Genomic DNA, 24,459 nt, shown 5'->3' with positions numbered 1-24,459 from the left:
TTAAATGGTTGGTATGACTAGAAAGAAAACACTATTTTGGCTATGCATCTTTTTGCTTCCCAATTTACTAGGTTTTCTCATTTTTATTGCAATTCCAATCCTCGGCTCACTCGGCATCAGTTTTACCGATTGGGACTTAGTGAGTACAATTCACTTTACTGGATTTGAAAATTACAAAAGGCTATTTAGTGACCCAGAATTCTGGAAGTCATTTAGAAATACAATCACGTTTATCATCGGTTACTTGCCAAGTGTAATGATTCTTGGTCTTGCCTGTGCCTTGATGTTGAACCAAAAAATTAAACTAAGACCATTTTTCCGAGCAGTATACTTCTTACCCGTGATCACTTCATGGGTAGCAGTTTCCCTCGTTTGGAAATGGCTTTTCAACCCTTCATACGGTCTAATCAATTACTTCTTATCTTTAATTGGAATTGCTGGACCGAACTGGTTAACAGATCCACAAACAGCGATGATTGCAGTTATTATTACTAGTGCGTGGAAAGATATTGGTTTCGTTATGGTACTTTTCCTTGGTGGATTGCAAAATATTTCACCATCCTATTACGAAGCTGCGAATATGGACGGAGCGTCGAAGCTTCGACAGTTATTCTCCATCACCATCCCTTTGCTTACTCCGACTACATTCTTTGTGACGATAATCTCGCTTATCAACTCATTCCAGGTGTTTGACCAAGTGATGATTATGACAGAAGGAGGGCCTAGTGGAGCGACGATGACCCTAGTCCAAAATATTTACAACCATGCATTTAGATACTTCGAAATGGGCTATGCTTCCGCGATGAGTTGGATATTGTTTATTGTTATTTTTATCATTACAATTATTCAAAATAAACTTCAAAAAAGGTGGTCCAATTACTAATGAAAACAGAAAAAAGTGGTTCACCAAAATGGCAATTAATTAAAAACATTCTTACCTATACGATTATCTGTCTAGGTGGAATAATCATGCTTATGCCGTTTGTTTGGATGATTTCAACCGCATTCAAAACAGGGGCAGCAAATATGGTTTTACCACCACAGTTTATTCCAAAAGAACCAACAACGGCGAACTTCACGCAAGTATTTGAAATGTTCCCAATGTTCCGGTTTCTAATTAACTCAGTCGTTGTTGCAGTTGTAACAACACTCGGTCAAATGCTGTTTTGTTCCATGGCAGCATATGCATTTGCAAGAATCCCTTTCTGGGGTCGCGATAAATTATTTTTACTTTACTTGGCAACTATGATGGTGCCAGCTCAAGTTACGATGATTCCGCAATTTATCCTAATGAAACAATTTGGATGGTTAGACTCTTATGCAGGCTTGATTGTACCAGCGCTATTCAGCGTTTTCGGCACATTCTTATTACGCCAAGCATTTATGGGAATTCCGAAAGAACTAGAAGAAGCTGCGTTTATGGACGGAGCAAACCATTTTACTATTTTCCGAAAAGTTATTTTACCACTAGCGAAACCTACTTTTGCAACACTAGGGATTTTAACTTTTATGCAATCTTGGAACAGTTATTTATGGCCATTAATCGTGACAAGTTCACAAGAAATGGCAACTTTACCTTTAGGATTATCACTTTTACAAGGTAGATATGGAACAAATTACGGTTTGATGATGGCGGGAGTACTTATCAGTGTTATCCCGATTTTAGCAGTTTACCTTTTTGCTCAAAAATATTTCATCCAAGGAATGGCAATGAGCGGAATGAAAGAATAAAAAACCAACAAAAAAGGAGCGTTACAAATGAAAAAAGGTTTATTATTGTTAATGGTAGTTGTACTGTCTGTATTTGGTCTTTCGGCTTGCGGCGGTGGTAGTAGCAGCGGCGATAAAACGGAAATAACGTATTATCAATTCTCTGCACCTGCTGACGGAAAAGCACTTGATAAAATGGTAAAAGAATTTGAAAAGCAAAATCCTGATATTAAAGTAAACGTTCAAACAATCGCGTTTAATGATTACTTCACAAAATTACAAACGCAAATTGCGGGTGGAGATGCTCCGGATGCTTTCGAGCTTAACTACGAAACTTTCATGCAATATGCTGAAAAAGGTGTACTAGCAGATTTAACAAGTTATATCGAAAAAGACAAAGATTTTGACCCATCAACACTTAATAAACAAGCGTATGATGCGTTCAAATATGACGGCAAACAATACGGAATGGTAGAAAGTTTCTCCAACGTAGTAACAATTTACAATAAAGATCTTTTTGATAAAGCAGGAGTTGACTATCCTACAGCTGACTGGACTTGGAAAGATGAAGAGGCCGCAGCGAAAAAATTAACAGACGCTAAAAATAAAGTGTGGGGAACTTCCCAACCGGTAACAATGAACGAATTCTACAAAGTAGCAGCGCAAAATGGTGGTTCGATTTTCAATGAAGATTTAACGAAAACAACGATTAATAGCCCTGAAAATGTAGCGGCACTAACTCACTTAACAGGTGAAGTAACTGATTCAAAAGTTGCGCCTTCACCGGCTGACCTATCTGGCCAATTGCCAGAAGATCTATTCATGAATGGCCAAATCGCAATGCTTCATACAGGTATTTGGATGTTCGATATGTTCCAAGATGCTCCATTTAAATGGGACGTACAAGTAGAAGCAGGCAATACGCAAAAAGCAACTCACTTCTTTGCAAACGGAATTGGCGTTTCGAAAGACTCTGATAAAAAAGAAGCGGCATTCAAATTTGCTTCCTTCATGAGTGCGAACGAAGAAGCAGCGAAAATCAGAATTGATAACAACTGGGAACTTCCAGCAACTGAAAATAAAGAAATTCTACAACCATATTTAGATGCAACTCCTCCAGATAACAGAGAAGCAGTATTCGAATCCTTACAATATATGGTGTTACCTCCAGTTGTGAAAGATTGGAACAAAATCAGTGATTATACAAACTCTGAATTCGAAAAAGTCTTAAACGGTGAATCAACACCAGAAAAAGCATTGAAAAACAGCGAAGACAACATTAACAAAACAATGGGATTTAAATAAGTAAAACGAGTGGCAGGGACGTTTGTAAGTTTCTTTACAAATTAGACTGCCACTTTAGTATATCCAAGAAAGGAAATAGAACATGTCTAAATTCACAAAATTAATGCAGGGTTATTTGCATTTAATAGAAGGAAAAAACGAAAAAATCAAACCGATTTTGACGGAAACAAAGCCCGATTTTGCAAGTGATTCGGTCCTTGAAACAGCATCATGGCTATGGCTAAGCAGTAAAATCAACCATTACGATAGAGCGGAAGTAGAGCCGGTTATTGCTTTCTTAGTTGAAAATTGGAATCGTCCGGAAAAATCTGTTTGGGGTTCCGGTGAAAATGATATTTATTTAGCGACAATTTCGAGTGTGTATTCGGCTTTGTTAGATGTGAAAAACACTTTCCCTAAACCAGAATTACAACAAACAATTACAATCATTCGCGACTATTGTTTTGACAATTTGCTCAAAGGAGATAGCGTCCTTACTGGCTTTAACACACGAAAAGTATCCACAGATCAACTGCTTTCTGTACTTCCATTCGGCCTTTTTTCGCCGGAAGATCTTGTTATGGTTGCAGCTGTTGGCAAAATGGAACAACAATTAGTGCAAGATGACGGCGTTTTACCATATTCTGGCGCGCCGAAAGTTAGCTCATTTGCGACGGCGCTACTGGCACTTTACTTCTTAGAAAAAAGTGATCACGATAAAGCATTGCATTATTTGAATATGGCGATAAAAATGGAAGATAACGACGAACTTGGCGCGATTTTCATTGCGATTAACCAAGCTTTCCGCGCGATGGAAAGTGAAGTAGCCGCGCATATTTTACATGACCCATTTGGACATGAAAACCGTTATGAGCAGCAACTAACCGAGCGTACGCCGCATTATCCGGAAACGGAAATGCATTTTTCGGCTGCCTGCGAAGTTATTTCCGACATCGAAGCAATCCAAGTGGAACTAGTTTTAAAAGAGAAAGACTGGACCATTTTATGTGAGAAAAAGGAAAAAAATGATGTGCAAATTTGGGAAGCGCTTGTGCCGCCGCTAGAAGAAGTTGGCGAGTATTCGTACTATTTCCGAGCAACATTGAAAGACCAAACGACTTTGACATCAGAGGATTATATTGTCGAACCAATCTGGAAACACTGGTCAGAAGCGGCGGAAGTGTGTGAAACAGAGCAAGGTTTGATGGTGCTATTCAAAGAAAATCCAGCAAGTGTCATTCCGGTTGAATTTACTGTGAAAGCAGATGAACTGGTAGTCGGGCTGAAACCGTCATTTAATGCGAGTGGTGTCAAAACAAAATCATCCGGTCAATGGAAAAAAGGCGACTTAGAAATTGCTATTTCCAACAACCCAGTACGCATTGAAATTCACTTTAAAAACAAATTAATTTTAGAATCCCATAAAATTTACCCGGCGCTACAATGGTATACCGATAAAACGGGCACGATTAATAAAGTGAAATTACACTTGGATGCGCCGAAAGAAGAAGAGTATTATGGTTTCGGCGAACGATACAATGCGTTAGGTCAGCGCGGGAATGTACTCGATTGCTTTGTCTATAATCAATACCGTGACCAAGGAACGAGAACGTATATCCCGATGCCGTTTTACCATACGAACCGTGATTATAGTGTGTTTGTTGATACTGCTCGTTACACAAGCTTTGATTTGGGCAGCCAATTAGCCGATAAGCATACAATTACCGTTGAGATAAACGGCTGTGATACAGATATTTGCCTATTGATGGGTGATATTCGCAGTGCGGTTGCTAGTTATATGAAAAAAACTGGGAAACCGGCGATGGTTCCGGTTTGGGCGCTTGGACCGTGGATGTCTAGTAACAACTGGGACCGCGAATCTGTCGTTCGAACAGAAGTGGAAACAACGCAAGAATTGCAAATCCCGTCAACGGTTGTCGTGCTCGAACAATGGAGCGATGAAGCGACCTATTACATGTTCAATGACGCCGAATATGACGAAAAAGCACCATCCGAAGCATATTCCTACGATGAAATTAGATTCCCTTCATGGGGCAGATGGCCAGATCCAAAAGGAATGGTTGACTACATCCATGACAATAAAATGAAATTAATTCTTTGGCAAATCCCAATTCAAAAATACTTAAATCGCCAACAACATCCATTAAAAGACCGCGAAGAAGCCTACATGATTGAAAAAGGATATGTAGTGAAAAATCCAGATGGCTCACCGTACCGTATTCCAGAAAACTGGTTCACAGAAAGCTTGATTATGGATTTCTCCAACGAAGAAGGCAAAAAATGGTGGTTTGATAAACGACAATACTTAATTGATATTGGTGTCGATGGCTTTAAAACAGATGGCGGCGAATTCGTCTTTGGTGAAAATCTACAATTTGCTGATGGCAGACGCGGCGATGAAATGCGCAATCTTTATCCAAATGATTACGTGGAAGCTTACTACCAATTCGCGCAACAAAACGATGGTATGACATTTAGTCGTGCTGGTTATACTGGCGCGCAAAACTTCCCGGCACACTGGGCTGGTGACGAACGTTCCACTTTTGATGCGTTTAGAAGATCACTTATTGCTGGACTTTCAGCTGGCTTTTCCGGAATTCCGTTTTGGAGCTTTGATTTTGCGGGCTTTAATGGTGATATTCCGACTGCCGAGCTATTTATTCGTTCTGCTGAAATGGCTACTTTCTGCCCAATTATGCAGTATCATGCCGAAAGTAAGGCCGAATTCAACCAAGACCGGACGCCGTGGAACATTGCTTCTCGGACTGGTGACGACTCGGTTATCCCGATTTACCGCCATTTCGCGAATGTAAGAATGAACATTTTACCTTATATCTATAATGAATCGTTAAAATCTGTTGAAACTGGCTTGCCGATGATGCGTGCGCTTCTGCTTGATTATAAAGAAGATCCGCGTGTTTCTGATATGTATGATCAATACTTATTCGGGGAAGCAATGCTAATCGCGCCAGTAATTGAAGACGGCGTGCGTTCCAGAGAAGTATATTTGCCAGAAGGAACTTGGTATGATTTCTGGAATGGAACAAAAGTGAGCGGACCGACTTTGCGCAAATGTAAAGCTGATAAAGAAGAAATCCCAGTTTTCATTCGTGGCGGAAAAGCAGTGCTATGTAATGTAGACGCTACGTTGAAACTTGGCTCATGGGTTGGAAATACAGTCGAAGAATACGACACCCCGTTACTAAAAGTCTATTTAGACGGAGACTTCACGGAAGAAATTACCGACCACTTGTCCGGAAAATGGCTCGTAAAAGTAACAGAAAATGCGGACGAAGTAGTTGTTTCTGTTCAAACAAACACGCCGGCATATGAAGTTGAAGTAATCGGCACAACCAAAAAAGTACAAATAAAGAAAGGAAGATAACGATGGATGCTTCCACAAGTTTTGCGATTTTACCATCCAATGTAAAACAAAAAACAGCTTTTCCAAGAAAAATAAATCAAGTGAAAACAGCTAGTTGGGCGAATAACTGCCTGACTGGCACACTTGATATCGGTCAGTTCAGTTGTTATTTTGTTAATGAAAAAATTGCCCGCGTGACGGTGAACCCATTTGGAGATGTGGATTTAACGCCTTCGATTGCGGCGATTCATGATACTGAAAAACAAGCTGCCAAATTTACGGAAACAAATGACCACTACGAGCTTCATTTTGCGGATAAAGAGATTATCGTTTGTAAAAATCCTTTCCAAATTATTATGAAGCAAGCAGGGAAAATCATTTTCCAAACAGAGGGATTAGCAATTAATCGCTATAAAGAACACCAAATTTCGATTCAAAATGATCCGGGAACGGCGATTTTTGGCTTAGGTGAAAAAACCGGAGCCTTGAACAAAGCTGGCTCGATTATTAGCATGTGGAACACGGATGTATACAGCCCGCATAATAAAGATACAGTGGAATTATATCAGTCGATTCCTTTTATGATTGCAGATGCTGCGGAAACTACATACGGCTTGTTTTATGATAATTCGCACCGTACCGAATTCGATTTCCAAAGTTTTGAAGAAATGTATACCGTTTTAGCAGAAGGCGGGCAAGCGAATCTTTATGTCATTTTTGGTGAAGATGTAAAAGAAGTTGTCGCGAATTATACCGATTTAACCGGAAAAACCCCACTTCCGCCAAAATGGTCGCTGGGTTACCATCAGTCGCGCTATAGCTATACCTCGGAAGAAGAAGTGGAACGGATTGCGAATACCTTTAAAGAAAAGCAAATTCCGCTCGACTGCGTATTCATGGACATACATTATATGGATGATTTCCGCGTGTTCACTTTTAACCCGGATACTTTTCCAAATGGTCCAGAGCTGATTGCGCGTCTTCGCGAACAAAATATTGATGTTGTACCAATTGTTGACCCGGGAATTAAAAAAGATGTCGATTATTCTGTTTACCAGGAAGGAATTAAGCACAATTATTTCTGCTCTAAACTGGAAGGCGAGATTTATTACGGGGATGTTTGGCCGGGCGTAAGTGCTTTTCCAGATTTCCTAAGTACGACCGTTCAGCGTTGGTGGGGCGATTTGCATAAGTTTTACACGGATTTAGGTATTCGCGGGATTTGGAATGATATGAATGAGCCGTCTGTATTTAATGAAAGTAAAACGATGGATCTGGATGTTGTGCATAACCTGGACGGGAAAAACGTGACCCATAAAGAAGCGCATAATTTATATGGATTATATATGAGTAAAGCAACTTTTGAAGGATTAAAACGACTTGTGCCAAATGAGCGCCCGTTTTCGCTGACTCGTGCTGGTTATGCTGGTGTTCAGCGCTATTCGGCAGTTTGGACAGGAGATAATCGCAGTCATTGGGAGCATTTGGAAATGTCGCTACCGATGATTATGAATTTAGGCTTATCAGGCGTTGCGTTTACTGGTGCCGATGTGGGCGGATTTTCTTCAGATTGTACGAAAGAAATGCTGATACGCTGGACGCAAGCAGGAGCATTTTTGCCGTATTTTAGAAATCATTGTGTGCAAGATAGCATTTATCAAGAACCGTGGGCTTTTGGCGCGGATGCAGAGAAGATTGTGAAGCAGTATATTGAATTACGTTATGCCTTTTTACCGTATATTTATACAGAATTCCAAAAAACGGCAGAAAGTGGTTTGCCGCTCGTTCGCCCGCTTTACATGGAGTTTAAAGACGAACGTGATTTAATTCAAGTAAACGATCAATTTATGCTTGGTGAAAATATCCTCGTTGCGCCAATCGTGCGCGAAGGCCAAGTGAAACGTTTAGTTCGTTTGCCAAAAGGGATTTGGTTTAATTATTGGACGAAAGAGCAGTTAGTGGGTGGCGACTATATTATCGCAGACGCGCCGATTGATACCTTGCCAATTTACATTAAAGCAGGAACGATTCTGCCAGTCGGTAGTAGCGTTCAAAACACGAAAGAAATACAAGATTTGGCGTTAGAAGTATACTTAGACGGCGGCGCAGCAACTGGTTATGTGTATAATGATGATGGAAAAAGCTACCAATACGAAAACGGCGCAGTGTCCAAAACGACACTCACAGCTACTTTCGAAAATGGCGAAGCGCACGTAAAAGCAAGCCATCAAGGTGAAGAAAACTTACAACTTAAGGTAACGACTATACAAGTTTTTGGCGAAAAAATAGACAAAATTACAAGGGCGGGAATTTAATCAATGAAAGAAAAAGACTGGTGGAAAAAAAGCGTAGTTTACCAAATCTATCCAAAAAGTTTCAATGATTCTAATGGCGATGGAGTTGGCGATATTCAAGGGATTATCGAGAAATTAGATTATTTAAAAGAGCTTGGTGTGGACGTTATCTGGCTGTCTCCAGTATACGATTCGCCGCAAGATGATAATGGTTACGACATTCGCGATTACCAAAAAATTTACGAAGAATATGGCGACATGGCAACGTTCGACAAATTACTTCAAGGCCTACACGACCGCGATATGAAACTCGTAATGGACCTAGTTGTAAACCACACATCCGATGAACACAAGTGGTTTGAAGAATCCAGAAAATCCAAAGACAATCCATACCGTGATTACTATTTCTGGCGCGAAGAAAACGAAATTAACAACTGGGGTTCGATTTTCAGCGGCCCAGCATGGGAATTAGACGAAAAAACAGGCGAGTATTATTTACACCTTTTCTCCAAAAAACAACCTGATTTAAACTGGGAAAATCCAAAATTACGCCAAGATGTATATAATATGATGAAATTCTGGCTAGATAAAGGGATTGACGGTTTCCGTATGGACGTAATCAACTTTATTTCCAAAAACACCGATTTCCCAGATGGCCCAGTGCCAGACGGTCAAATTTACGGCGATGCTGGTAATGATTTCTGCAATGGACCGCGTATTCATGAGTTCTTGCAAGAAATGAACCAAGAAGTTACTTCCAAATATGATGTGATGACTGTTGGTGAAATGCCTGGTGCGAGCACAACAGACGCGCAAATTTATACGGATCCAGCAAACAAAGAAGTCGATATGATTTTCACATTTGAACATATGAACTTAGATTCCGATGGCGACAATAAATGGGATTTAAAACCAATTTACTTACCAGATTTAAAAGAAAATATGTCCGAGTGGCAAGTGGCGCTTCAAGAAAATGGCTGGAACAGCTTATACTGGAACAATCATGACCAACCACGAATCGTTTCTCGCTTCGGAAATGACAACCGTTTCCGCATCCGTTCAGCGAAAATGCTCGCAACCTGCCTGCATATGATGAAAGGGACGCCGTACATTTATCAAGGTGAAGAAATCGGAATGACGAATGTTCATTTTGAAACGCTTGATGATTACCGCGATATCGAAACGCTAAACATGTATAAAGAACGCAAAGAACAAGGCCACAGCCACGAAAGCATCATGCAGTCGATTTATACAAAAGGTCGCGACAATGCGAGAACGCCGTACCAATGGGATAATAGCGACAATGCTGGCTTCACAACTGGGACACCTTGGCTTAAAGTAAACCCGCGTTATACAGAAATCAACAACGAAGAAGCGCTGAAAAACCCAGATTCGATTTTCTACTACTATCAAAACCTAATTAAGTTGCGCAAAACGACTGAAATCATCACAACTGGTAACTATCGCCTATTGTTGCCGCAAGATGAAGCAATTTTCGCGTATGAACGTTATACAGATAATGAAAAATTAGTCGTTCTATGTAATTTCACTGAAGAAGAACAAGTCATTACAGATGAAAATATTTTAAACGACATCAAAAAAGCCTCCGTACTCGTAAACAATATTCCTAATATTATAGAAGGAACTTTACGACCTTACGAAGCAATCGTTTATCAAATCAAGTAAATCTCAGGAAAGCCACCGTATTTTAGGTGGCTTTTTTTGTCTGCATCAAAAATTATAGTATAATAGAAGGAAATGATTTTATTAGGAGGAATTCTCTTGCTATTTGATACGCATGTACACCTCAATGACGAGGCTTTTGACGATGATATAGAAGAAGTAATAAAACGCGCACAGGCAAACGATGTAACGCGTATGGCCGTCGTAGGCTTTAATAAGGAAACAATCGACCGGGCGCTTAAATTAGCCGACAAATATGACTTTATCTCACTAATCGTCGGCTGGCACCCTACAGACGCTATCACTTTCACAGACGAAGATTTGGAATGGCTACGCGATCTCGCACTTACACATCCAAAAGTAGTTGCTTTAGGCGAAATGGGCTTGGATTATCACTGGGACACTTCACCAAAAGAAACTCAATTCGAGGTTTTCAGAAAACAAATCCGTTTAGCGAAAGAAGTGAATTTACCGATAGTTATTCATAACCGCGAAGCAACGGAAGATGTTGTTCGAATTTTGCAAGAAGAGCACGCCGAAGAGGTAGGCGGAATTATGCATTGTTTTGGTGAAAGTGTCGAAGTAATGGAAGCATGCCTAGCGATGAATTTTTACATTTCATTCGGTGGAACAGTCACTTTCAAAAACGCAAAATTACCAAAAATTGCAGCCCAAGCTATACCAATTGACCGTTTATTAATAGAAACAGACGCTCCTTATCTTGCTCCAACGCCAAATCGCGGAAAAAGAAATGAACCAGGATACGTCAAGCTAGTTGCCGAAAAAATCGCCGAACTGAAAGAAATGAAATATAGCGAAATCGCTACGCACTCAACAGAAAACGCGAAACGACTATTTAAAATTAAAGATTGATTGTAACATAATTGTAATATAAGGCCCAGTCTGTAACCCAATCTTAAGCTTTGCGGAGATAAAAATGACGACTGGGACAAAAACCCTTATTTTATGCCTACGACCAGAGACGTAGAAAAATGACACATTCCTGTTACATTTGACACTTTAAAAGAATAATATTTTTGAAAATGGCTCTATATCAACGTTTATCCATAAAGTTTGCGAAGATATGAACAATCTATTGAAAAAATTGACAGTTCTTCCCTCCCCTGTATATAATCACTAGCGAAGTAGAAAGGGGAGAAATACATGACCATGGAAAACAGCAGTAACGTAGCCCAATCATCAAAATGGAAATTACCAATCATGATTGCAGGATTTGTTATTGTAGTAGCATTGGTTTTTTATTTCGTTTTCGAAGGAACTAAAAACGATATCACTATAGTAAACGCTGGTGAAAAAATTGAATCAAGAACACATGCTAAAACTGTTGCTGAAGCATTAGACGAAGCAGGAATTAAAGTAAGTGAACGTGATGAGATTGCTCCAGGAAAAAATGCAGAAATCAAAGACGGTATGGAAATTAAATATTTACCAGCTCGTCAAGTTACAATAAATGATAATGGTACGAAAAAAGACGTTTGGAGCACAAAAGCAAACGTATCCGACTTGCTAAAAGATGAAAACATTACAACTCGTCCGCAAGATGTAGTAAACGTAGCATTAGACACTAAATTAAAAGATGGCCTTGAAGTTAACATTGATCGTGCCATTCAACTTTCCTTACAAAACGGCGATAAAAAAGATACAGTATGGACAACAAAAGCAAAAGTTAGTGATTTACTAACAGAAAAAAACATTAAACTTGATCAAGATGACCGTGTGTCACCTGCAAAAGACAGTAACTTAAAAGAAAAAATGACTGTACAAGTTACATATGTCGATTCAAAAGCAGAAAAGAAAAACGAACAAGTTAAATTCGAAACAGTTTATAAAAACGACGATAGCCTAAACGAAGGCGTTGAAAAAGTCGTTCAAGAAGGTAAACATGGTGAAAAAGTTGTCGAGTACAAAGTAACATACGAAAACGGCAAAGAGAAAAAACGCGATGTCATTACTGAAAATGTTACTTCTAATAAAGTAGATAAAGTAGTTGCACGCGGTACGAAAGAAAAAGTCGTAGCAACTCAAGTATCCACTTCTAGCAGCAGCGCTCCATCAGGTGGTAAAACATACAGAATGGAATCGACTGCCTATTCAGGTGGCGGAATTACAGCATACGGTATCAACTTAAGTGCCAATAAAGGACTAAAAGTAATTGCTGTTGATCCACGAGTTATTCCGCTAGGCTCTAAAGTTTGGGTGGAAGGTTACGGAGAAGCGATCGCTGGAGATACTGGCGGCGTTATCAAAGGAAATATCGTTGACGTATATTTCCCAAGTGAAAGTCAGTGCTATTCATGGGGTAGAAGAATGGTAACTGTCAAAGTGTTAAACTAAATTCGTATAAAAACGAGGCTGACTCATAGGGCCTCGTTTTTTCTTTGCCCAAAATGTGGTATGATGTATTTACTTATTTTATAAAAAAGGATGTAGTCATTATGAGCGGGAAGCCTATAATACATGAATTTATTGTCGTAGAAGGACGAGATGACACAACGGCAATTAATCGTTCTGTTATTGCGGATACCATCGAAACCAATGGATCGGCACTTTCACAAGAAACGATAGAAAAAATTAGACATGCCCAAGAACTTCGCGGCGTTATTATTTTTACAGATCCAGATTTTCCTGGTGAAAAAATTCGAAAACAGATTGATTCAGCGGTACCAGGTTGTAAACACGCTTTTATCAACCGCCAAGATGCATTACCGAAAGCAGGTCGTGGGCTTGGAGTAGAGCATGCAAGCAGCGCGAACATTCGCGAAGCATTAGAACATTTTCATACAAGTGGCTCGCCCGCTGAAAAACAATATATTTCAAAAGATATTCTTATCCATCTCGGCCTTCTTGGAGGAACGGGAGCAAAAGAACGTAGAGAAAAAATCGGTAACATACTAAAAATTGGCTATACAAACGGGAAACAACTACAAACTAGACTAGAATCATTTGCTATAAGCGAGGAACAGTTGGTAGCCGCGTGCCAAAAGATTATGCAGGAGGAAGAAAATGAGTAAAGATATCGCAACTCCCGGAAGAACGACAGAAATCCTGAAAAAATATGGTTTCTTATTTAAAAAAAGTCTCGGTCAAAACTTTCTTATCGACAGTAATATTTTGACAAGGATTACAGATACAGCCGAAATAACAAAAGAAACAAACGTCATCGAAATCGGACCGGGTATCGGCGCGCTAACAGAACAATTAGCCAAAACAGCGAATGAAGTCGTTGCTTTTGAAATTGATCAGCGTCTATTGCCAATTTTGGATGATACGCTTAGTGCCTATAATAACGTGCGTGTTGTTCACGGCGATGTGTTAAAAGCGGATGTTGAGGAAGTTATCGCGCAGCAATTTGCCAAACCAGAGTTACCACTAAAAATCGTTGCCAATCTTCCGTATTACGTAACAACACCGATTATTTTAAAATTATTACATGATAACATCCCAGCTGATTCCATGACTTTCATGCTGCAAAAAGAAGTTGCGGACCGTATTAGCGCGGTTCCAAGTACTAAAAGCTACGGAAGCCTAACAATCGCTATCCAATTTTACATGGAGGCAGAACTAGCTTTCATCGTGCCTAAAACTGTATTTATGCCGCAACCTAACGTAGACTCTGCCGTTATCCATTTGAAGCGCCGCAAAGAACCGTTAGCGGAAGTAAATGACGAAGAATTTTTCTTTGAAGTGACAAGAGCTTCATTTGCACAAAGAAGAAAAACGCTTTGGAATAATTTGGCTTCGAAGTTCCCGGCCCTAAAGTCGCGCAAAGAAGAGTTAGTTGAAGGTTTAGATGCAATCGGGATAGACTTAATCCGCCGCGGAGAAACACTAGACATCCCAGAATTCGCTAAACTAAGCAATTTTCTAGGAGATTTTTTAAAGGAAAAATAATTTTTTTCGAAAAAAGCGCTTTCTTAGTTGACAGTTAGCCCTTCCAACTGTTAAAATATTTGGTTATTGATTTCAGAGCCGAACTATGCTATAATAGTTATTAGTGAGGTGGAAAATAAATGCCAAAAACCATTGCAAGCATTAAGACGAATTTAGATTCTAGATTAGGTAAAGCATTGACATTGAAAGCAAACGGTGGTCGTAAGAAAACGATTGAACGTTGCGGTATCCTAGCTGAAACATATCCATCCGTTTTCATTGTGGAGCTTGATCAAGATGAAAACAACTTTGAAAGAGTATCCTACAGTTACACGGATATCTTAACAGACGCAGTAGAACTTGTATTTACAGATGATAATAAAGAATTAGCTTTGTAATGAAGCTGAAGTAGCCGAATCATATAATGTGGTTCGGTTTTTGCTTTACATAGAAGTAGTTTTGGGCCACTAGCTACATATTTTTTCTTTCGTATGATAGAATAGAAAAAGAGATTTTGAACGCGGAGGCCAAGAAAAATGAAAATAAGCATAACAGCACCAGCTAAAATTAATCTTTCACTTGATGCGCTGTACAAACGTGAAGACGGCTACCATGAGGTGGAAATGGTGATGACAACAATAGACCTTGCTGACAGATTATACTTAGAACGCTTAGACGAGGACAAAATTGTGCTAGATGTAAAAGCGCACTTTATTCCAGAAGATCGTCGTAACTTAATTTATCAAGCGGCCCTCCTTTTGAAAAAGCGTTTTGATGTAAAAATGGGCGTGCGCATCACGATTGATAAGCACATTCCTGTTTCTGCGGGACTTGCTGGCGGTAGCTCGGACGCGGCTGCAGCGCTCAAAGGCTTGAATATTATTTGGGAACTTGGTCTTTCGATAGAAGAATTAGCAGAAATAAGCTCGGAAATTGGTTCTGACATCGCTTTTTGCGTATACGGTGGAACAGCGCTTGCGACAGGACGTGGAGAAAAAATCACCGCGTTACCTAATATTCCTGGTTGTTGGATTGTACTTGCTAAACCGAGCATCAGCGTATCAACCCCAACTATTTATAAAGAACTACAAGTAGACAGCGTAGAGCATCCAGACACAGAAAAAATGATTGAATCCATCAAAAATGCTGATTTAGATGGGATTTTTGCGGCTACAGGGAATGTGCTAGAGTCTGTAACGTTAGAAAAAAATCCCCAAGTGAAACGAATAAAAGATCGGATGTTAGCGTTTGGTGCTGAGGCGGCTTTAATGAGTGGTAGCGGCCCGACAGTGTTTGCGCTTATCAAACAGTACTCTAGAGCGAAACGTGTCTATAATGGCTTACGTGGCTTTTGTGAGGAAGTTTATATGGTTAGGCCGTGGAGTGAAGGCGAGAACGATATAAGCAATTAATAAATGAGAGGGGTCAAAAAAATGAAAATTATTTTTAATGCAGATGATTTTGGAATTAGCCCAGGAGCAGTTTATGGTATTTTAGAGTCTTACAAACGAGGCGTCGTAAAATCTACAACGTTACTTGCTAATAGCCCGGCGTTTGATTTGGCAGTAGAAGTAGCAAAAGAAAACCCCGGTCTGGATATCGGTGCACATTTGACCCTGACATTTGGATCGCCAGTTCTTCAAGGCTTAGAAACATTGACAGATGATGATGGCCGCTTCCGCAGAAATTACACAGCGCTCGAATCTGGCTTAGCTGACGTGGATATGGATGAAGTAGAACGCGAACTAACTGCGCAAATTGAGAAAATTTTAGGTGCAGGAATTACTATTTCGCATTTTGACACGCATCATTCGATCGAGCCGTTAATTTACCCTGTACAACATAAATTAGCAGAGAAATATGGCGTGAGCATCCGACGTAATGCAGATGTTTCCGAGTTTGGTACGATAAAAACACCTGATTTATTCGCTACAGAATTTTATGCAGATGGTGTATCTTTTGAAACAATTAAAAAATTAGTACAAGAGCACATTGGGACAAATGATGTAGTGGAAGTAATGACTCATCCAGCGTTTATCGATGAAACATTACGCGAGATATCTAGTTACGTAGAGCCGCGCATCAAAGAAGTTTCCATTCTAACTTCAAGAGAATTACAAGCATATTTAGGCCAACAAGAAGTAGAGATTATTAGTTTCCGCGATTTATAAGAGCACGGGCCTGTCAAAGGAAGTTTATTTGGCAGGCTTTTTAGTCCATTAAAATAATAAATGTTGTCAATTTTATAGAAAACGTTTTATAATAGAGAAAATACGGACAAAATACGTGAAATTGCTTTTTAATATACGGAATTTTATCAAAGGGAGAGAGATTATGAAGATTCGTCGCAGTGAACGATTAATTGATATGACGCAGTTTCTATTATCGCATCCGCGAAAGTTAGTGCCGCTTACGATGTTTGCTGAACGTTATGGCTCAGCTAAGTCTTCTATTAGTGAAGATTTAGTCATCATAAAGAAAACGTTTGAAGATAGAGGGATTGGTACGCTTGAAACCGTTCCGGGTGCTGCTGGTGGTGTGCAGTACATTTCAATAGCGGGAAATGACGATGTGCTGGATTTTGTGCATACGCTATGTAATAGAATTGCAGAACCGAACCGTTTGCTACCGGGAGGCTATTTATACCTATCTGATTTGCTTGGGGAGCCAGTAACGCTTAAAGCAATCGGTAAAATTTTAGCTACGAAATTCAATAACCAAAAAATAGACGCAATCATGACGGTTGCAACAAAAGGGATTCCAATTGCGCAGGCCGTTGCTGAACATCTAAGTGTTCCATTTGTTATTGTGCGCCGTGATAGCAAAGTAACAGAAGGTTCCACAGTAAGCATTAACTATGTTTCCGGTTCATCAAAACGAATCGAAAAAATGGAATTATCCAAACGTAGCCTAGCGGAAGGATCCAACGTAGTAATCGTGGATGACTTTATGAAAGCTGGCGGAACGATTAATGGGATGAAAAATCTGCTGGAAGAATTCAATGCGCATTTAGTTGGGATTGGTGTATTGGTCGAATCTGAATATGCAGAAGAACGTTTAGTTGATGATTACGTATCTCTCGTGAAAATAAAAAATGTTAACATGAAAGAAAAACAAATAGAAGTAGTCGATGGCAATTACTTTAATAGTTAATTTTCAAACCCTGGAAACTTTCCGGGGTTTTTATTTTTCGCGAATAAAGGCAAAAAAACAAATCAGCCTTGCGATGTACTTCACTCATTTAACTTTTATGGTAGAATGGATTCTATTGTTACTACATAATAAAATTCAAAGCTTCTACACTTTAGGAGCAGAAGGAGAACATTCATGAAAAAATGGGTTAAATGGTTAATTGTTATCGTTATTATCGCAGTAGTAGCCGTTGGTGCGGTTTTCTTACTGTCGAAAAATAGTGGCTCCGTAACGCAAGAAAAATTAGTTACAGCCAAAGTAAAACAAGGGGATATGAAAATCAATGCCACAGGAACGGGCGCGATTTCTCCAGTAAACACACAAGTTCCAGATTACGACGAACTTCAACTAGTAGCACAAATGGACGAACTTGATATTCCTAACATCAAAAAAGACCAAGAAGTAAAAGTTACAGTAACAGCACTTCCTGATAAAACTTACACAGGAAAAGTAAAAGAAATCGCAGAACAAGGCCAAGTCCAAAATGGCGTGTCTAGCTTCTCGGTAATCATTTCACTTGATAAAACAGACGACTTAAAAGCAGGTATGACTGCCGATGCTTCCATTTTAGTAAAAGAGAAAAAAGATGCACTATACGTACCAATTGAAGCTGTTCAAAAAGACAGTGACGACAAATATTACGTATTAGTTCCAGAAGAAAAAGATAACGGTCAAACGAAAAAAGTGAAAAAAATCGTAGAAACAGGTCTTCATAACGAAGATAACATCGAAATCACTAAAGGCGTTAAAAAAGACGAAAAAGTAATCCTTCCTACACAAGAAACTGCAACGGTTCCAGGTGCTCCTAGCTAAGTTTTTTGTAAGTACAAATCAGACAAAATGTATGAAGGAGGGATAAACATGCCAAAACCGCTAATTGACATGAAAAATTTAACAAAAACATATACGCTAGGCGGAGAAACTTTTAAAGCATTAGACGATGTTACTTTTACCGTTGAGCAAGGCGAGTTTTTATCCATCGTTGGTCCGTCCGGTTCCGGTAAATCAACTTTAATGAATATGATTGGTTGTTTGGACGTTCCGGATAAAGGCAGCTATCACCTTGATGATGTAGATGTTTTTAACCTAAACGATAATAAACTATCCGAAATCAGAAATAAAAAGATCGGCTTTATTTTCCAACAGTTTAATTTGCTTCCTAAATTATCTGCTTTTGAAAATGTGGAACTACCGCTAATTTATGCAGGGCTAAGTGTTTCTGCACGAGAAAAAGCCGCAATCGAATGTTTGGAAAAAGTAGGCTTGCTTGAAAAACGCAGAAACTTACCAACGCAACTTTCTGGTGGACAACAGCAACGTGTGGCTATTGCTAGAGCACTTGCTGGAAATCCGCAAATCTTGCTAGCAGATGAGCCAACTGGTGCGCTTGATTCGAAAACAGGTAAAGAAGTAATGGGAATCCTGCAAGAATTGAATCGCGCAGGAAACACCATTGTTATGATTACGCATGATCCAACTATCGCCTCATACGGTACAAGAAGTATCCGTATTCAAGATGGTAAATTATTCCATGAGGAGGCGACGCAAGCATGAGTGTTCTCCAAAGTATGAAAATGGCATGGAAACAATTAAAAGCGAGTAAATTAAGATCGTTTCTAACCATGCTAGGTATTATTATCGGCGTTGCATCCGTTATTCTCTTAGTTTCACTAGGAAACGGCGTAACAAAAGAAGTGGATGACCAAATGGGCGATTTGGGCTCGAACTTAATTACAGTAGTTAATAGTTCAGTCAATCCAAACGACAAATATACGTATGATGAAGTAATGAAATACCAAAACATCGATGGAGTCAAAAGTGTTTCTCCAGAATTATCTGGTCAAGTAAATGCAACTTTTGATTATAAAAACTCCAGCAATAAAGTAATAGGTACGAATGACCAGTACAAGGCCGCGCGTAGCCTAGAAATGAAAGAAGGACGTTTCCTACTACCTATTGATACCGAATATGGCCAGAAAGTAGCTGTAATCGGCTCTACGGTAGCGAGCGACCTATTTGGTTTTGGAGATCCGATTGGTGAAACAATTAGATTGAACGGAATGCCATACAAAGTGGTTGGTGTCTTGAAAGAAAAAGGCGCTTCAATGATGGGATCCAGTGATGATCAAATCTTTATTCCGATTTCTTCCGCACAAAGACTCCTAAAAGATACCAATGTCCGTACAATTTATGTAGAAACTAAATCAGCTGAAGATGTTGACTTTGTTGTAAACACTTTAGAATCACGTCTAGCAATTAAATTTGGTGATGCGAAAGAACAAGAAGAAAATGCTTCTTCTGCTCAAATGGGACCATCGTATCAAGTAATCAATCAACAAGAAATTCTTAATGCCTTCAACACGATTAGCACAACGCTAACTACGGCACTTGGAGCAATCGCTGCCATTTCGCTTGTTGTTGGTGGTATCGGAATTATGAACATTATGCTAGTTTCTGTCAGCGAAAGAACGAGGGAAATCGGTATAAGAAAAGCGCTCGGAGCTAAAAAACGAGCTATTCTACTACAATTCCTAATCGAATCAATCGTTATCAGTGTTTGTGGTGGTGTTATCGGGATTCTCATCGGCGTGTCTGGAGCCTTAATATTCGGCTCTGTCGCAGGCATATCATCAGGAATAACGGCGGGAACCATTATCTTCTCCTTTGTATTCTCTCTATGTATCGGAGTAATATTTGGTATCGCACCTGCTAACAAGGCATCCAAATTAAGACCAATCGACGCTTTAAGATCTGAGTAAACAAAAAGAAATCCGGAATAGTTCATTTCGGGTTTCTTTTTTTTAACAAAATTAAGTCATAAGTTGTCTTGTCATCTATATTTAATCTTTTTGTCACAATTAAGCGTTTCCAAAATCCGCTTTTAGTAAAAAGATTATAAAAAAAGTAAAATTAATTCTCAAATCGTGCATTAGAGCTGGATTTTTGGGGTATACAGTATTTGTTGGCTAATTGGAGTAAGGGGTATAGGGAAGTATAAAAATGTAAATATATGAGCTCTGAAAACTCATAAATCTTTCGGTTATTGTATACAATTATTTTCAAGAAATGATAAATCTAGCACCGTTTCACTGGTGTTATTGCCGATAAAATAGTATGATGATTACATCATGATAGTGTTATTGCAATGGTTTTGGGGTTTTTATGGATATGATGATATACATTGTATACAAAGCGAAAACTAGAAGGAACAATTTTAAAATGTCAACGTTTTTCAAGAAAAAACTATTTTTTTTAGATTACAATTCACAAAGTTGTCAAATTTAGTTTTTTTTATTATTATGTTCATAGGGAAGAATTTTACGTGAATATTGCTTGCTTATAAAAGTAATTTTTTCTATGGGGGAATTTTTCTCGAGTGTGTGTACTTAAGTTGCATGTGAGCATTGTTTACTAGCAGCGCAACTAGATTAAGGTGGTGAAGATAATGGAGATTACAGATGTGAGATTACGACGTGTTGAGACAGATGGGAGAATGAAAGCTATTTCTTCAATAACGATTGACGGTGAGTTTGTTATTCACGACATTCGTGTCATCGATGGCAACGAGGGTTTGTTCGTAGCTATGCCTAGTAAACGTACGCCGGATGGTGAGTTTAGAGATATCGCTCATCCAATTAACTCAGGCACCCGTGCAAAAATTCAAGAAGCCGTTTTAGCTGCTTATGAAGTAGCGGACGAACCAGCAGTAACTGAAGAAAGTTCTGCAGACGAAAGTGTTGTAGAAGAAAACTAAAAAATCCTCGGTTAGAGAGAACGTTGTTGAGAACAGCTGGGGGATACTTACCTAAGATTATGGCTGGGAAAAGCAGATTCTTTTTGAAAGAGGCAAATGGGATAAGGAGTGACTAATAATGCAAGTAACAGATGTGAGATTACGTCGTGTGGAAACTGATGGAAGAATGAGAGCGATTGCTTCAATCACTTTAGATGAGGAATTTGTAGTTCATGATATTCGCGTTATTGATGGGAATAACGGCTTATTCGTAGCTATGCCAAGTAAACGTGGTGTTGACGGTGAATTCCGTGACATCGCTCACCCAATTAATTCCGATACTCGTGCAAAAATTCAAGAAGTAGTTTTAGCTGAATATGAGCGCGTTGGTGAAGAAGAAGCGACTGCGGTAACAGAAGAAGAATCTGAATCCGTTTCTGCTGAATAATTTAAAATTTTCAAGGGCTAGCTGCGTGCTAGCCCTTTTTGTGTATAAGAAGCATGAAAAAAATCATAAATAGCCTTGGTCTTCTATTTTGGCTATGGTATAATTAAAAGCAGATTATAAACAGGGAGGGGAATTTTAAATGATGTTGCAAAAACAGATCCATTTTAGAAAACATTTTTGTAGCATACGTGTCAATTCTTCTTTTAGTAAGCAAATAAATAATCACACTGTATCTTTCGGAATTTTCAAACAAATAAAACTTTAAATTTAATCTTTACCTGAAAAATGTAGGTAAGGTTTTTTATTTGGGCGCATTCTTGAAAAAAAGCAAATTTTACGTTATCATTCATAGTGGATGAATAGTGAATATTGGAGGTTCTATATAATGTCAAAACGATATGCTGTAGTGCTTGCTGCTGGCCAAGGCACACGGATGAAATCAAAACTTTACAAAGTGTTGCATCCTGTTTGTGGAAAACCAATGGTCGAACATGTAGTAGATCAAATTTCAACGCTTAATGTTGATAAAGTGGTTACGATTGTGGGTCACGGAGCTGAGAAAGTACAAGAGCATTTAGCTGGTAAAAGCGAGTTTGTAAAACAAGAAGAACAACTTGGAACGGCGCATGCGGTACTTCAAGCAAAAGCAGAACTTGCGGGTAAAGATGGTGTAACTTTAGTTGTTTGTGGTGACACACCTTTAATCGAAGCTAGTACAATGGAAGCTTTGCTGAAATATCACCATGAAAAACGCGCAAAAGCAACCATTCTTACAACAGTTATTGAAGATCCTACAGGTTACGGTCGTATTATTCGTGATGACCTAGGCATTGTAGAAAAAATTGTAGAACATAAAGATGCGACAGAAAAAGAACAACGTATTTCAGAAATTAACACTGGAACATATTGCTTTGATAATAAAGCTCTTTTTGAGGCGTTGGAGAATGTTTCTAACGATAACGTGCAAGGAGAATATTACTTACCAGATGTTATTAAAATTTTAAAAGATTCGGATGAAGTTGTTGCAGCCTACAGAATGGAGTCTTTCGAAGAGTCACTTGGAGTGAACGACCGAATTGCCCTAGCTGAAGCATCCAAATTAATGCAACGTCGAATTAATGAAAATCATATGCGTAATGGAGTGACGCTTGTTAATCCAGAAAGTACGTATATTGATATAGATGTAAAAATTGGTCAAGATACAGTAATTGAACCTGGAGTTATGCTTCGTGGGAAAACTGTAATCGGTGATGATTGTGTGGTTACAAGCGGCTCGGAAATCGTAAACAGTGTTATCGGTGAACGAGTAAACGTCAGAACTTCCTCGATTTTCGAAAGTAAAGTTGGCGATGACGTTCAAATTGGCCCATATGCCCACCTAAGACCTGAATCTGACATTCACGACCATGTGAAAATCGGAAATTACGTCGAAACGAAAAAAGCAGTTGTTGGTGAAGGAACTAAATTACCACATTTCATTTACATGGGAGATGCGGAAATTGGTAAAAACGTCAATGTTGGTTGCGGAAGTATTGCGGTTAATTATGACGGCAAAAACAAAGCAAAAACCATCATTGGTGACGATGTCTTTGTTGGCTGTAACTCAAACTTGATTGCACCAGTTAAAGTTGGCGACCGAGCTTTCATAGCTGCTGGCTCAACTATTACAAAAGACGTTCCTGATGACGCGCTAGGCATTGCTCGCGCGAAACAAGACAACAAACTTGGTTATGCGAAACATTTGAATCACGGTAAATAATTTCCATTTGGGAATTTTAAAATTTTAATAAAAATAGTGGAGGCTGATTATGTCAAACGAGTATTTTGATCCAAAGTTGAAGATTTTCTCGCTAAATTCTAATCGTGAACTAGCTGAAGAGATTGCGAAAGAAGTAGGTATTGAGTTAGGGAAATCAAGCGTTACTCATTTTAGTGATGGAGAAATCCAAATTAACATTGAAGAAAGTATCCGTGGTTGTCATGTATATGTTATTCAATCAACGAGTAATCCTGTAAACCAGAATTTAATGGAACTTTTGATCATGATTGATGCGTTGAAACGCGCTTCCGCAGCAACAATTAATATTGTTATGCCTTACTATGGTTACGCACGTCAAGACCGTAAAGCAAGAAGCCGTGAACCGATCACAGCGAAATTAGTTGCAAACTTAATCGAAACAGCTGGTGCAACAAGAATGATTACACTTGATATGCACGCACCGCAAATCCAAGGTTTCTTTGATATTCCGATTGATCACTTGAACGCAGTACGCCTTCTAAGTGACTATTTCAGCGAACGTCATTTAGGCGACGATTTAGTAGTAGTTTCCCCTGACCATGGTGGAGTTACTCGTGCCCGCAAAATGGCTGACCGTTTGAAAGCGCCGATTGCTATCATTGATAAGCGTCGCCCGCGTCCAAACGTAGCTGAAGTAATGAACATCGTGGGTAATGTAGAAGGAAAAGTTTGTATTATTATTGATGATATCATTGATACAGCTGGAACAATCACGCTTGCTGCTAAAGCATTACGTGAAGCTGGCGCGACAAAAGTTTACGCATGTTGTTCGCACCCAGTTCTTTCAGGTCCAGCTATGAAACGCATTGAAGAATCGCCAATCGAAAAATTAGTTGTTACAAACTCCATCGCTCTTCCAGAAGAAAAATGGATCGACAAAATGGAACAACTATCTGTTGCGGCTCTTCTTGGTGAAGCAATTGTACGCGTTCACGAAAATGCTTCTGTAAGTTCTTTATTCGAATAAAATTTTAAGCTAAAAACAGGATTTCTCTTAGAGGAATCCTGTTTTTTTATTGGTGTTAAAAATATGTCTAAATT

The 24,459-nt window shown here is 39.1% G+C and carries 21 protein-coding genes; all 21 read left to right on the top strand.

The features are described from left to right. The first annotated feature begins 4 nt into the window (after positions 1 to 4). Complete coding sequence (locus tag HCX62_RS10010) at positions 5 to 883, top strand: carbohydrate ABC transporter permease (protein ID WP_185638923.1); 879 nt, start codon at positions 5 to 7, stop codon at positions 881 to 883. Then, positions 883 to 1,731: a carbohydrate ABC transporter permease gene (locus tag HCX62_RS10005; RefSeq protein WP_185638921.1), complete on the top strand. Its 849-nt coding sequence runs from the start codon at positions 883 to 885 to the stop codon at positions 1,729 to 1,731. The genes HCX62_RS10010 and HCX62_RS10005 overlap by 1 nt, the downstream gene beginning before the upstream one ends. A gap of 27 nt (positions 1,732 to 1,758) precedes the next feature. After that, positions 1,759 to 3,015 (top strand): ABC transporter substrate-binding protein, encoded by a 1,257-nt coding sequence (locus HCX62_RS10000; RefSeq protein WP_185638919.1) that lies wholly within the window; start codon positions 1,759 to 1,761, stop codon positions 3,013 to 3,015. Positions 3,016 to 3,097: 82 nt separating this feature from the next. Beyond that, positions 3,098 to 6,400 carry a glycoside hydrolase family 31 protein gene (locus tag HCX62_RS09995; RefSeq protein WP_260490872.1) on the top strand — a complete coding sequence of 1,101 codons (3,303 nt, stop codon included), beginning with the start codon at positions 3,098 to 3,100 and terminating at the stop codon, positions 6,398 to 6,400. A 2-nt stretch (positions 6,401 to 6,402) separates the two neighbouring features. After that, positions 6,403 to 8,694 (top strand): glycoside hydrolase family 31 protein, encoded by a 2,292-nt coding sequence (locus tag HCX62_RS09990; RefSeq protein ID WP_185638917.1) that lies wholly within the window; start codon positions 6,403 to 6,405, stop codon positions 8,692 to 8,694. 3 nt (positions 8,695 to 8,697) lie between these two features. Beyond that, entirely contained in the window at positions 8,698 to 10,359 is a 1,662-nt protein-coding gene (locus HCX62_RS09985; RefSeq protein WP_185638915.1) for a glycoside hydrolase family 13 protein, read from the top strand. A 96-nt stretch (positions 10,360 to 10,455) separates the two neighbouring features. Beyond that, on the top strand, positions 10,456 to 11,229 hold the full coding sequence (locus HCX62_RS09980; protein WP_185638914.1) for a TatD family hydrolase: 774 nt from the start codon (positions 10,456 to 10,458) through the stop codon (positions 11,227 to 11,229). 291 nt (positions 11,230 to 11,520) lie between these two features. Then, positions 11,521 to 12,711 (top strand): resuscitation-promoting factor, encoded by a 1,191-nt coding sequence (locus HCX62_RS09975; RefSeq protein ID WP_185638912.1) that lies wholly within the window; start codon positions 11,521 to 11,523, stop codon positions 12,709 to 12,711. Positions 12,712 to 12,812: 101 nt separating this feature from the next. After that, complete coding sequence (rnmV, locus tag HCX62_RS09970; protein WP_185638910.1) at positions 12,813 to 13,388, top strand: ribonuclease M5; 576 nt, start codon at positions 12,813 to 12,815, stop codon at positions 13,386 to 13,388. After that, positions 13,381 to 14,268 carry a 16S rRNA (adenine(1518)-N(6)/adenine(1519)-N(6))-dimethyltransferase RsmA gene (gene rsmA, locus HCX62_RS09965; protein ID WP_185638908.1) on the top strand — a complete coding sequence of 296 codons (888 nt, stop codon included), beginning with the start codon at positions 13,381 to 13,383 and terminating at the stop codon, positions 14,266 to 14,268. Before rnmV ends, rsmA begins: the two co-directional genes overlap by 8 nt. 119 nt (positions 14,269 to 14,387) lie before the next feature. Beyond that, positions 14,388 to 14,645, top strand: coding sequence for a biofilm formation stimulator Veg (gene veg, locus HCX62_RS09960; protein WP_003718261.1), 258 nt, complete (start codon positions 14,388 to 14,390; stop codon positions 14,643 to 14,645). A 138-nt stretch (positions 14,646 to 14,783) separates the two neighbouring features. Next, positions 14,784 to 15,659 (top strand): 4-(cytidine 5'-diphospho)-2-C-methyl-D-erythritol kinase, encoded by an 876-nt coding sequence (gene ispE, locus HCX62_RS09955; RefSeq protein WP_185638906.1) that lies wholly within the window; start codon positions 14,784 to 14,786, stop codon positions 15,657 to 15,659. A 21-nt stretch (positions 15,660 to 15,680) separates the two neighbouring features. Next, on the top strand, positions 15,681 to 16,418 hold the full coding sequence (gene chbG, locus HCX62_RS09950; protein ID WP_185638904.1) for a chitin disaccharide deacetylase: 738 nt from the start codon (positions 15,681 to 15,683) through the stop codon (positions 16,416 to 16,418). Positions 16,419 to 16,581: 163 nt separating this feature from the next. Beyond that, entirely contained in the window at positions 16,582 to 17,400 is an 819-nt protein-coding gene (gene purR / locus HCX62_RS09945; RefSeq protein WP_003722721.1) for a pur operon repressor, read from the top strand. Between the two features lie 174 nt (positions 17,401 to 17,574). Beyond that, a complete protein-coding gene (locus tag HCX62_RS09940; RefSeq protein ID WP_185638902.1) occupies positions 17,575 to 18,252 on the top strand; it encodes an efflux RND transporter periplasmic adaptor subunit in 678 nt (225 codons plus the stop codon). A gap of 48 nt (positions 18,253 to 18,300) precedes the next feature. After that, positions 18,301 to 18,993, top strand: coding sequence for an ABC transporter ATP-binding protein (locus tag HCX62_RS09935; protein WP_185638900.1), 693 nt, complete (start codon positions 18,301 to 18,303; stop codon positions 18,991 to 18,993). Then, the gene (locus HCX62_RS09930) at positions 18,990 to 20,198 is read left to right on the top strand and encodes an ABC transporter permease (RefSeq protein WP_185638899.1); all 1,209 of its coding nucleotides are present in this window, start codon (positions 18,990 to 18,992) and stop codon (positions 20,196 to 20,198) included. Before HCX62_RS09935 ends, HCX62_RS09930 begins: the two co-directional genes overlap by 4 nt. A 686-nt stretch (positions 20,199 to 20,884) precedes the next feature. Next, the gene (spoVG, locus tag HCX62_RS09925; RefSeq protein ID WP_185639129.1) at positions 20,885 to 21,193 is read left to right on the top strand and encodes a septation regulator SpoVG; all 309 of its coding nucleotides are present in this window, start codon (positions 20,885 to 20,887) and stop codon (positions 21,191 to 21,193) included. Between the two features lie 118 nt (positions 21,194 to 21,311). Then, positions 21,312 to 21,620, top strand: a complete 309-nt coding sequence (gene spoVG / locus HCX62_RS09920) for a septation regulator SpoVG (protein WP_003722726.1) — start codon at positions 21,312 to 21,314, stop codon at positions 21,618 to 21,620. A 385-nt stretch (positions 21,621 to 22,005) separates the two neighbouring features. Further along, complete coding sequence (gene glmU / locus HCX62_RS09915; RefSeq protein ID WP_185481398.1) at positions 22,006 to 23,379, top strand: bifunctional UDP-N-acetylglucosamine diphosphorylase/glucosamine-1-phosphate N-acetyltransferase GlmU; 1,374 nt, start codon at positions 22,006 to 22,008, stop codon at positions 23,377 to 23,379. A gap of 49 nt (positions 23,380 to 23,428) precedes the next feature. Then, positions 23,429 to 24,385, top strand: a complete 957-nt coding sequence (locus HCX62_RS09910) for a ribose-phosphate diphosphokinase (RefSeq protein WP_003722728.1) — start codon at positions 23,429 to 23,431, stop codon at positions 24,383 to 24,385. Positions 24,386 to 24,459 lie beyond the last annotated feature (74 nt).

Source organism: Listeria swaminathanii (assembly GCF_014229645.1).
GTDB lineage: Bacteria > Bacillota > Bacilli > Lactobacillales > Listeriaceae > Listeria > Listeria swaminathanii.
The sequence above is the reverse complement of the archived record's forward strand: the minus strand, read 5'-3'. Positions and strand labels throughout refer to the sequence as shown.

What these genes read in the sequence shown, in the direction of transcription:
- spoVG (WP_003722726.1), top strand. Translation starts at nt 21,312, where the DNA reads ATGCAAGTAACAGATGTGAGATTACGTCGTGTGGAAACTGATGGAAGA.
- HCX62_RS09975 (WP_185638912.1), top strand. Translation starts at nt 11,521, where the DNA reads ATGACCATGGAAAACAGCAGTAACGTAGCCCAATCATCAAAATGGAAA.
- rnmV (WP_185638910.1), top strand. Translation starts at nt 12,813, where the DNA reads ATGAGCGGGAAGCCTATAATACATGAATTTATTGTCGTAGAAGGACGA.
- HCX62_RS10000 (WP_185638919.1), top strand. Translation starts at nt 1,759, where the DNA reads ATGAAAAAAGGTTTATTATTGTTAATGGTAGTTGTACTGTCTGTATTT.
- ispE (WP_185638906.1), top strand. Translation starts at nt 14,784, where the DNA reads ATGAAAATAAGCATAACAGCACCAGCTAAAATTAATCTTTCACTTGAT.
- HCX62_RS09935 (WP_185638900.1), top strand. Translation starts at nt 18,301, where the DNA reads ATGCCAAAACCGCTAATTGACATGAAAAATTTAACAAAAACATATACG.
- HCX62_RS10010 (WP_185638923.1), top strand. Translation starts at nt 5, where the DNA reads ATGGTTGGTATGACTAGAAAGAAAACACTATTTTGGCTATGCATCTTT.
- HCX62_RS09995 (WP_260490872.1), top strand. Translation starts at nt 3,098, where the DNA reads ATGTCTAAATTCACAAAATTAATGCAGGGTTATTTGCATTTAATAGAA.
- rsmA (WP_185638908.1), top strand. Translation starts at nt 13,381, where the DNA reads ATGAGTAAAGATATCGCAACTCCCGGAAGAACGACAGAAATCCTGAAA.
- HCX62_RS09910 (WP_003722728.1), top strand. Translation starts at nt 23,429, where the DNA reads ATGTCAAACGAGTATTTTGATCCAAAGTTGAAGATTTTCTCGCTAAAT.
- HCX62_RS09930 (WP_185638899.1), top strand. Translation starts at nt 18,990, where the DNA reads ATGAGTGTTCTCCAAAGTATGAAAATGGCATGGAAACAATTAAAAGCG.
- glmU (WP_185481398.1), top strand. Translation starts at nt 22,006, where the DNA reads ATGTCAAAACGATATGCTGTAGTGCTTGCTGCTGGCCAAGGCACACGG.
- HCX62_RS09940 (WP_185638902.1), top strand. Translation starts at nt 17,575, where the DNA reads ATGAAAAAATGGGTTAAATGGTTAATTGTTATCGTTATTATCGCAGTA.
- HCX62_RS09985 (WP_185638915.1), top strand. Translation starts at nt 8,698, where the DNA reads ATGAAAGAAAAAGACTGGTGGAAAAAAAGCGTAGTTTACCAAATCTAT.
- HCX62_RS09990 (WP_185638917.1), top strand. Translation starts at nt 6,403, where the DNA reads ATGGATGCTTCCACAAGTTTTGCGATTTTACCATCCAATGTAAAACAA.
- veg (WP_003718261.1), top strand. Translation starts at nt 14,388, where the DNA reads ATGCCAAAAACCATTGCAAGCATTAAGACGAATTTAGATTCTAGATTA.
- purR (WP_003722721.1), top strand. Translation starts at nt 16,582, where the DNA reads ATGAAGATTCGTCGCAGTGAACGATTAATTGATATGACGCAGTTTCTA.
- chbG (WP_185638904.1), top strand. Translation starts at nt 15,681, where the DNA reads ATGAAAATTATTTTTAATGCAGATGATTTTGGAATTAGCCCAGGAGCA.
- HCX62_RS10005 (WP_185638921.1), top strand. Translation starts at nt 883, where the DNA reads ATGAAAACAGAAAAAAGTGGTTCACCAAAATGGCAATTAATTAAAAAC.
- spoVG (WP_185639129.1), top strand. Translation starts at nt 20,885, where the DNA reads ATGGAGATTACAGATGTGAGATTACGACGTGTTGAGACAGATGGGAGA.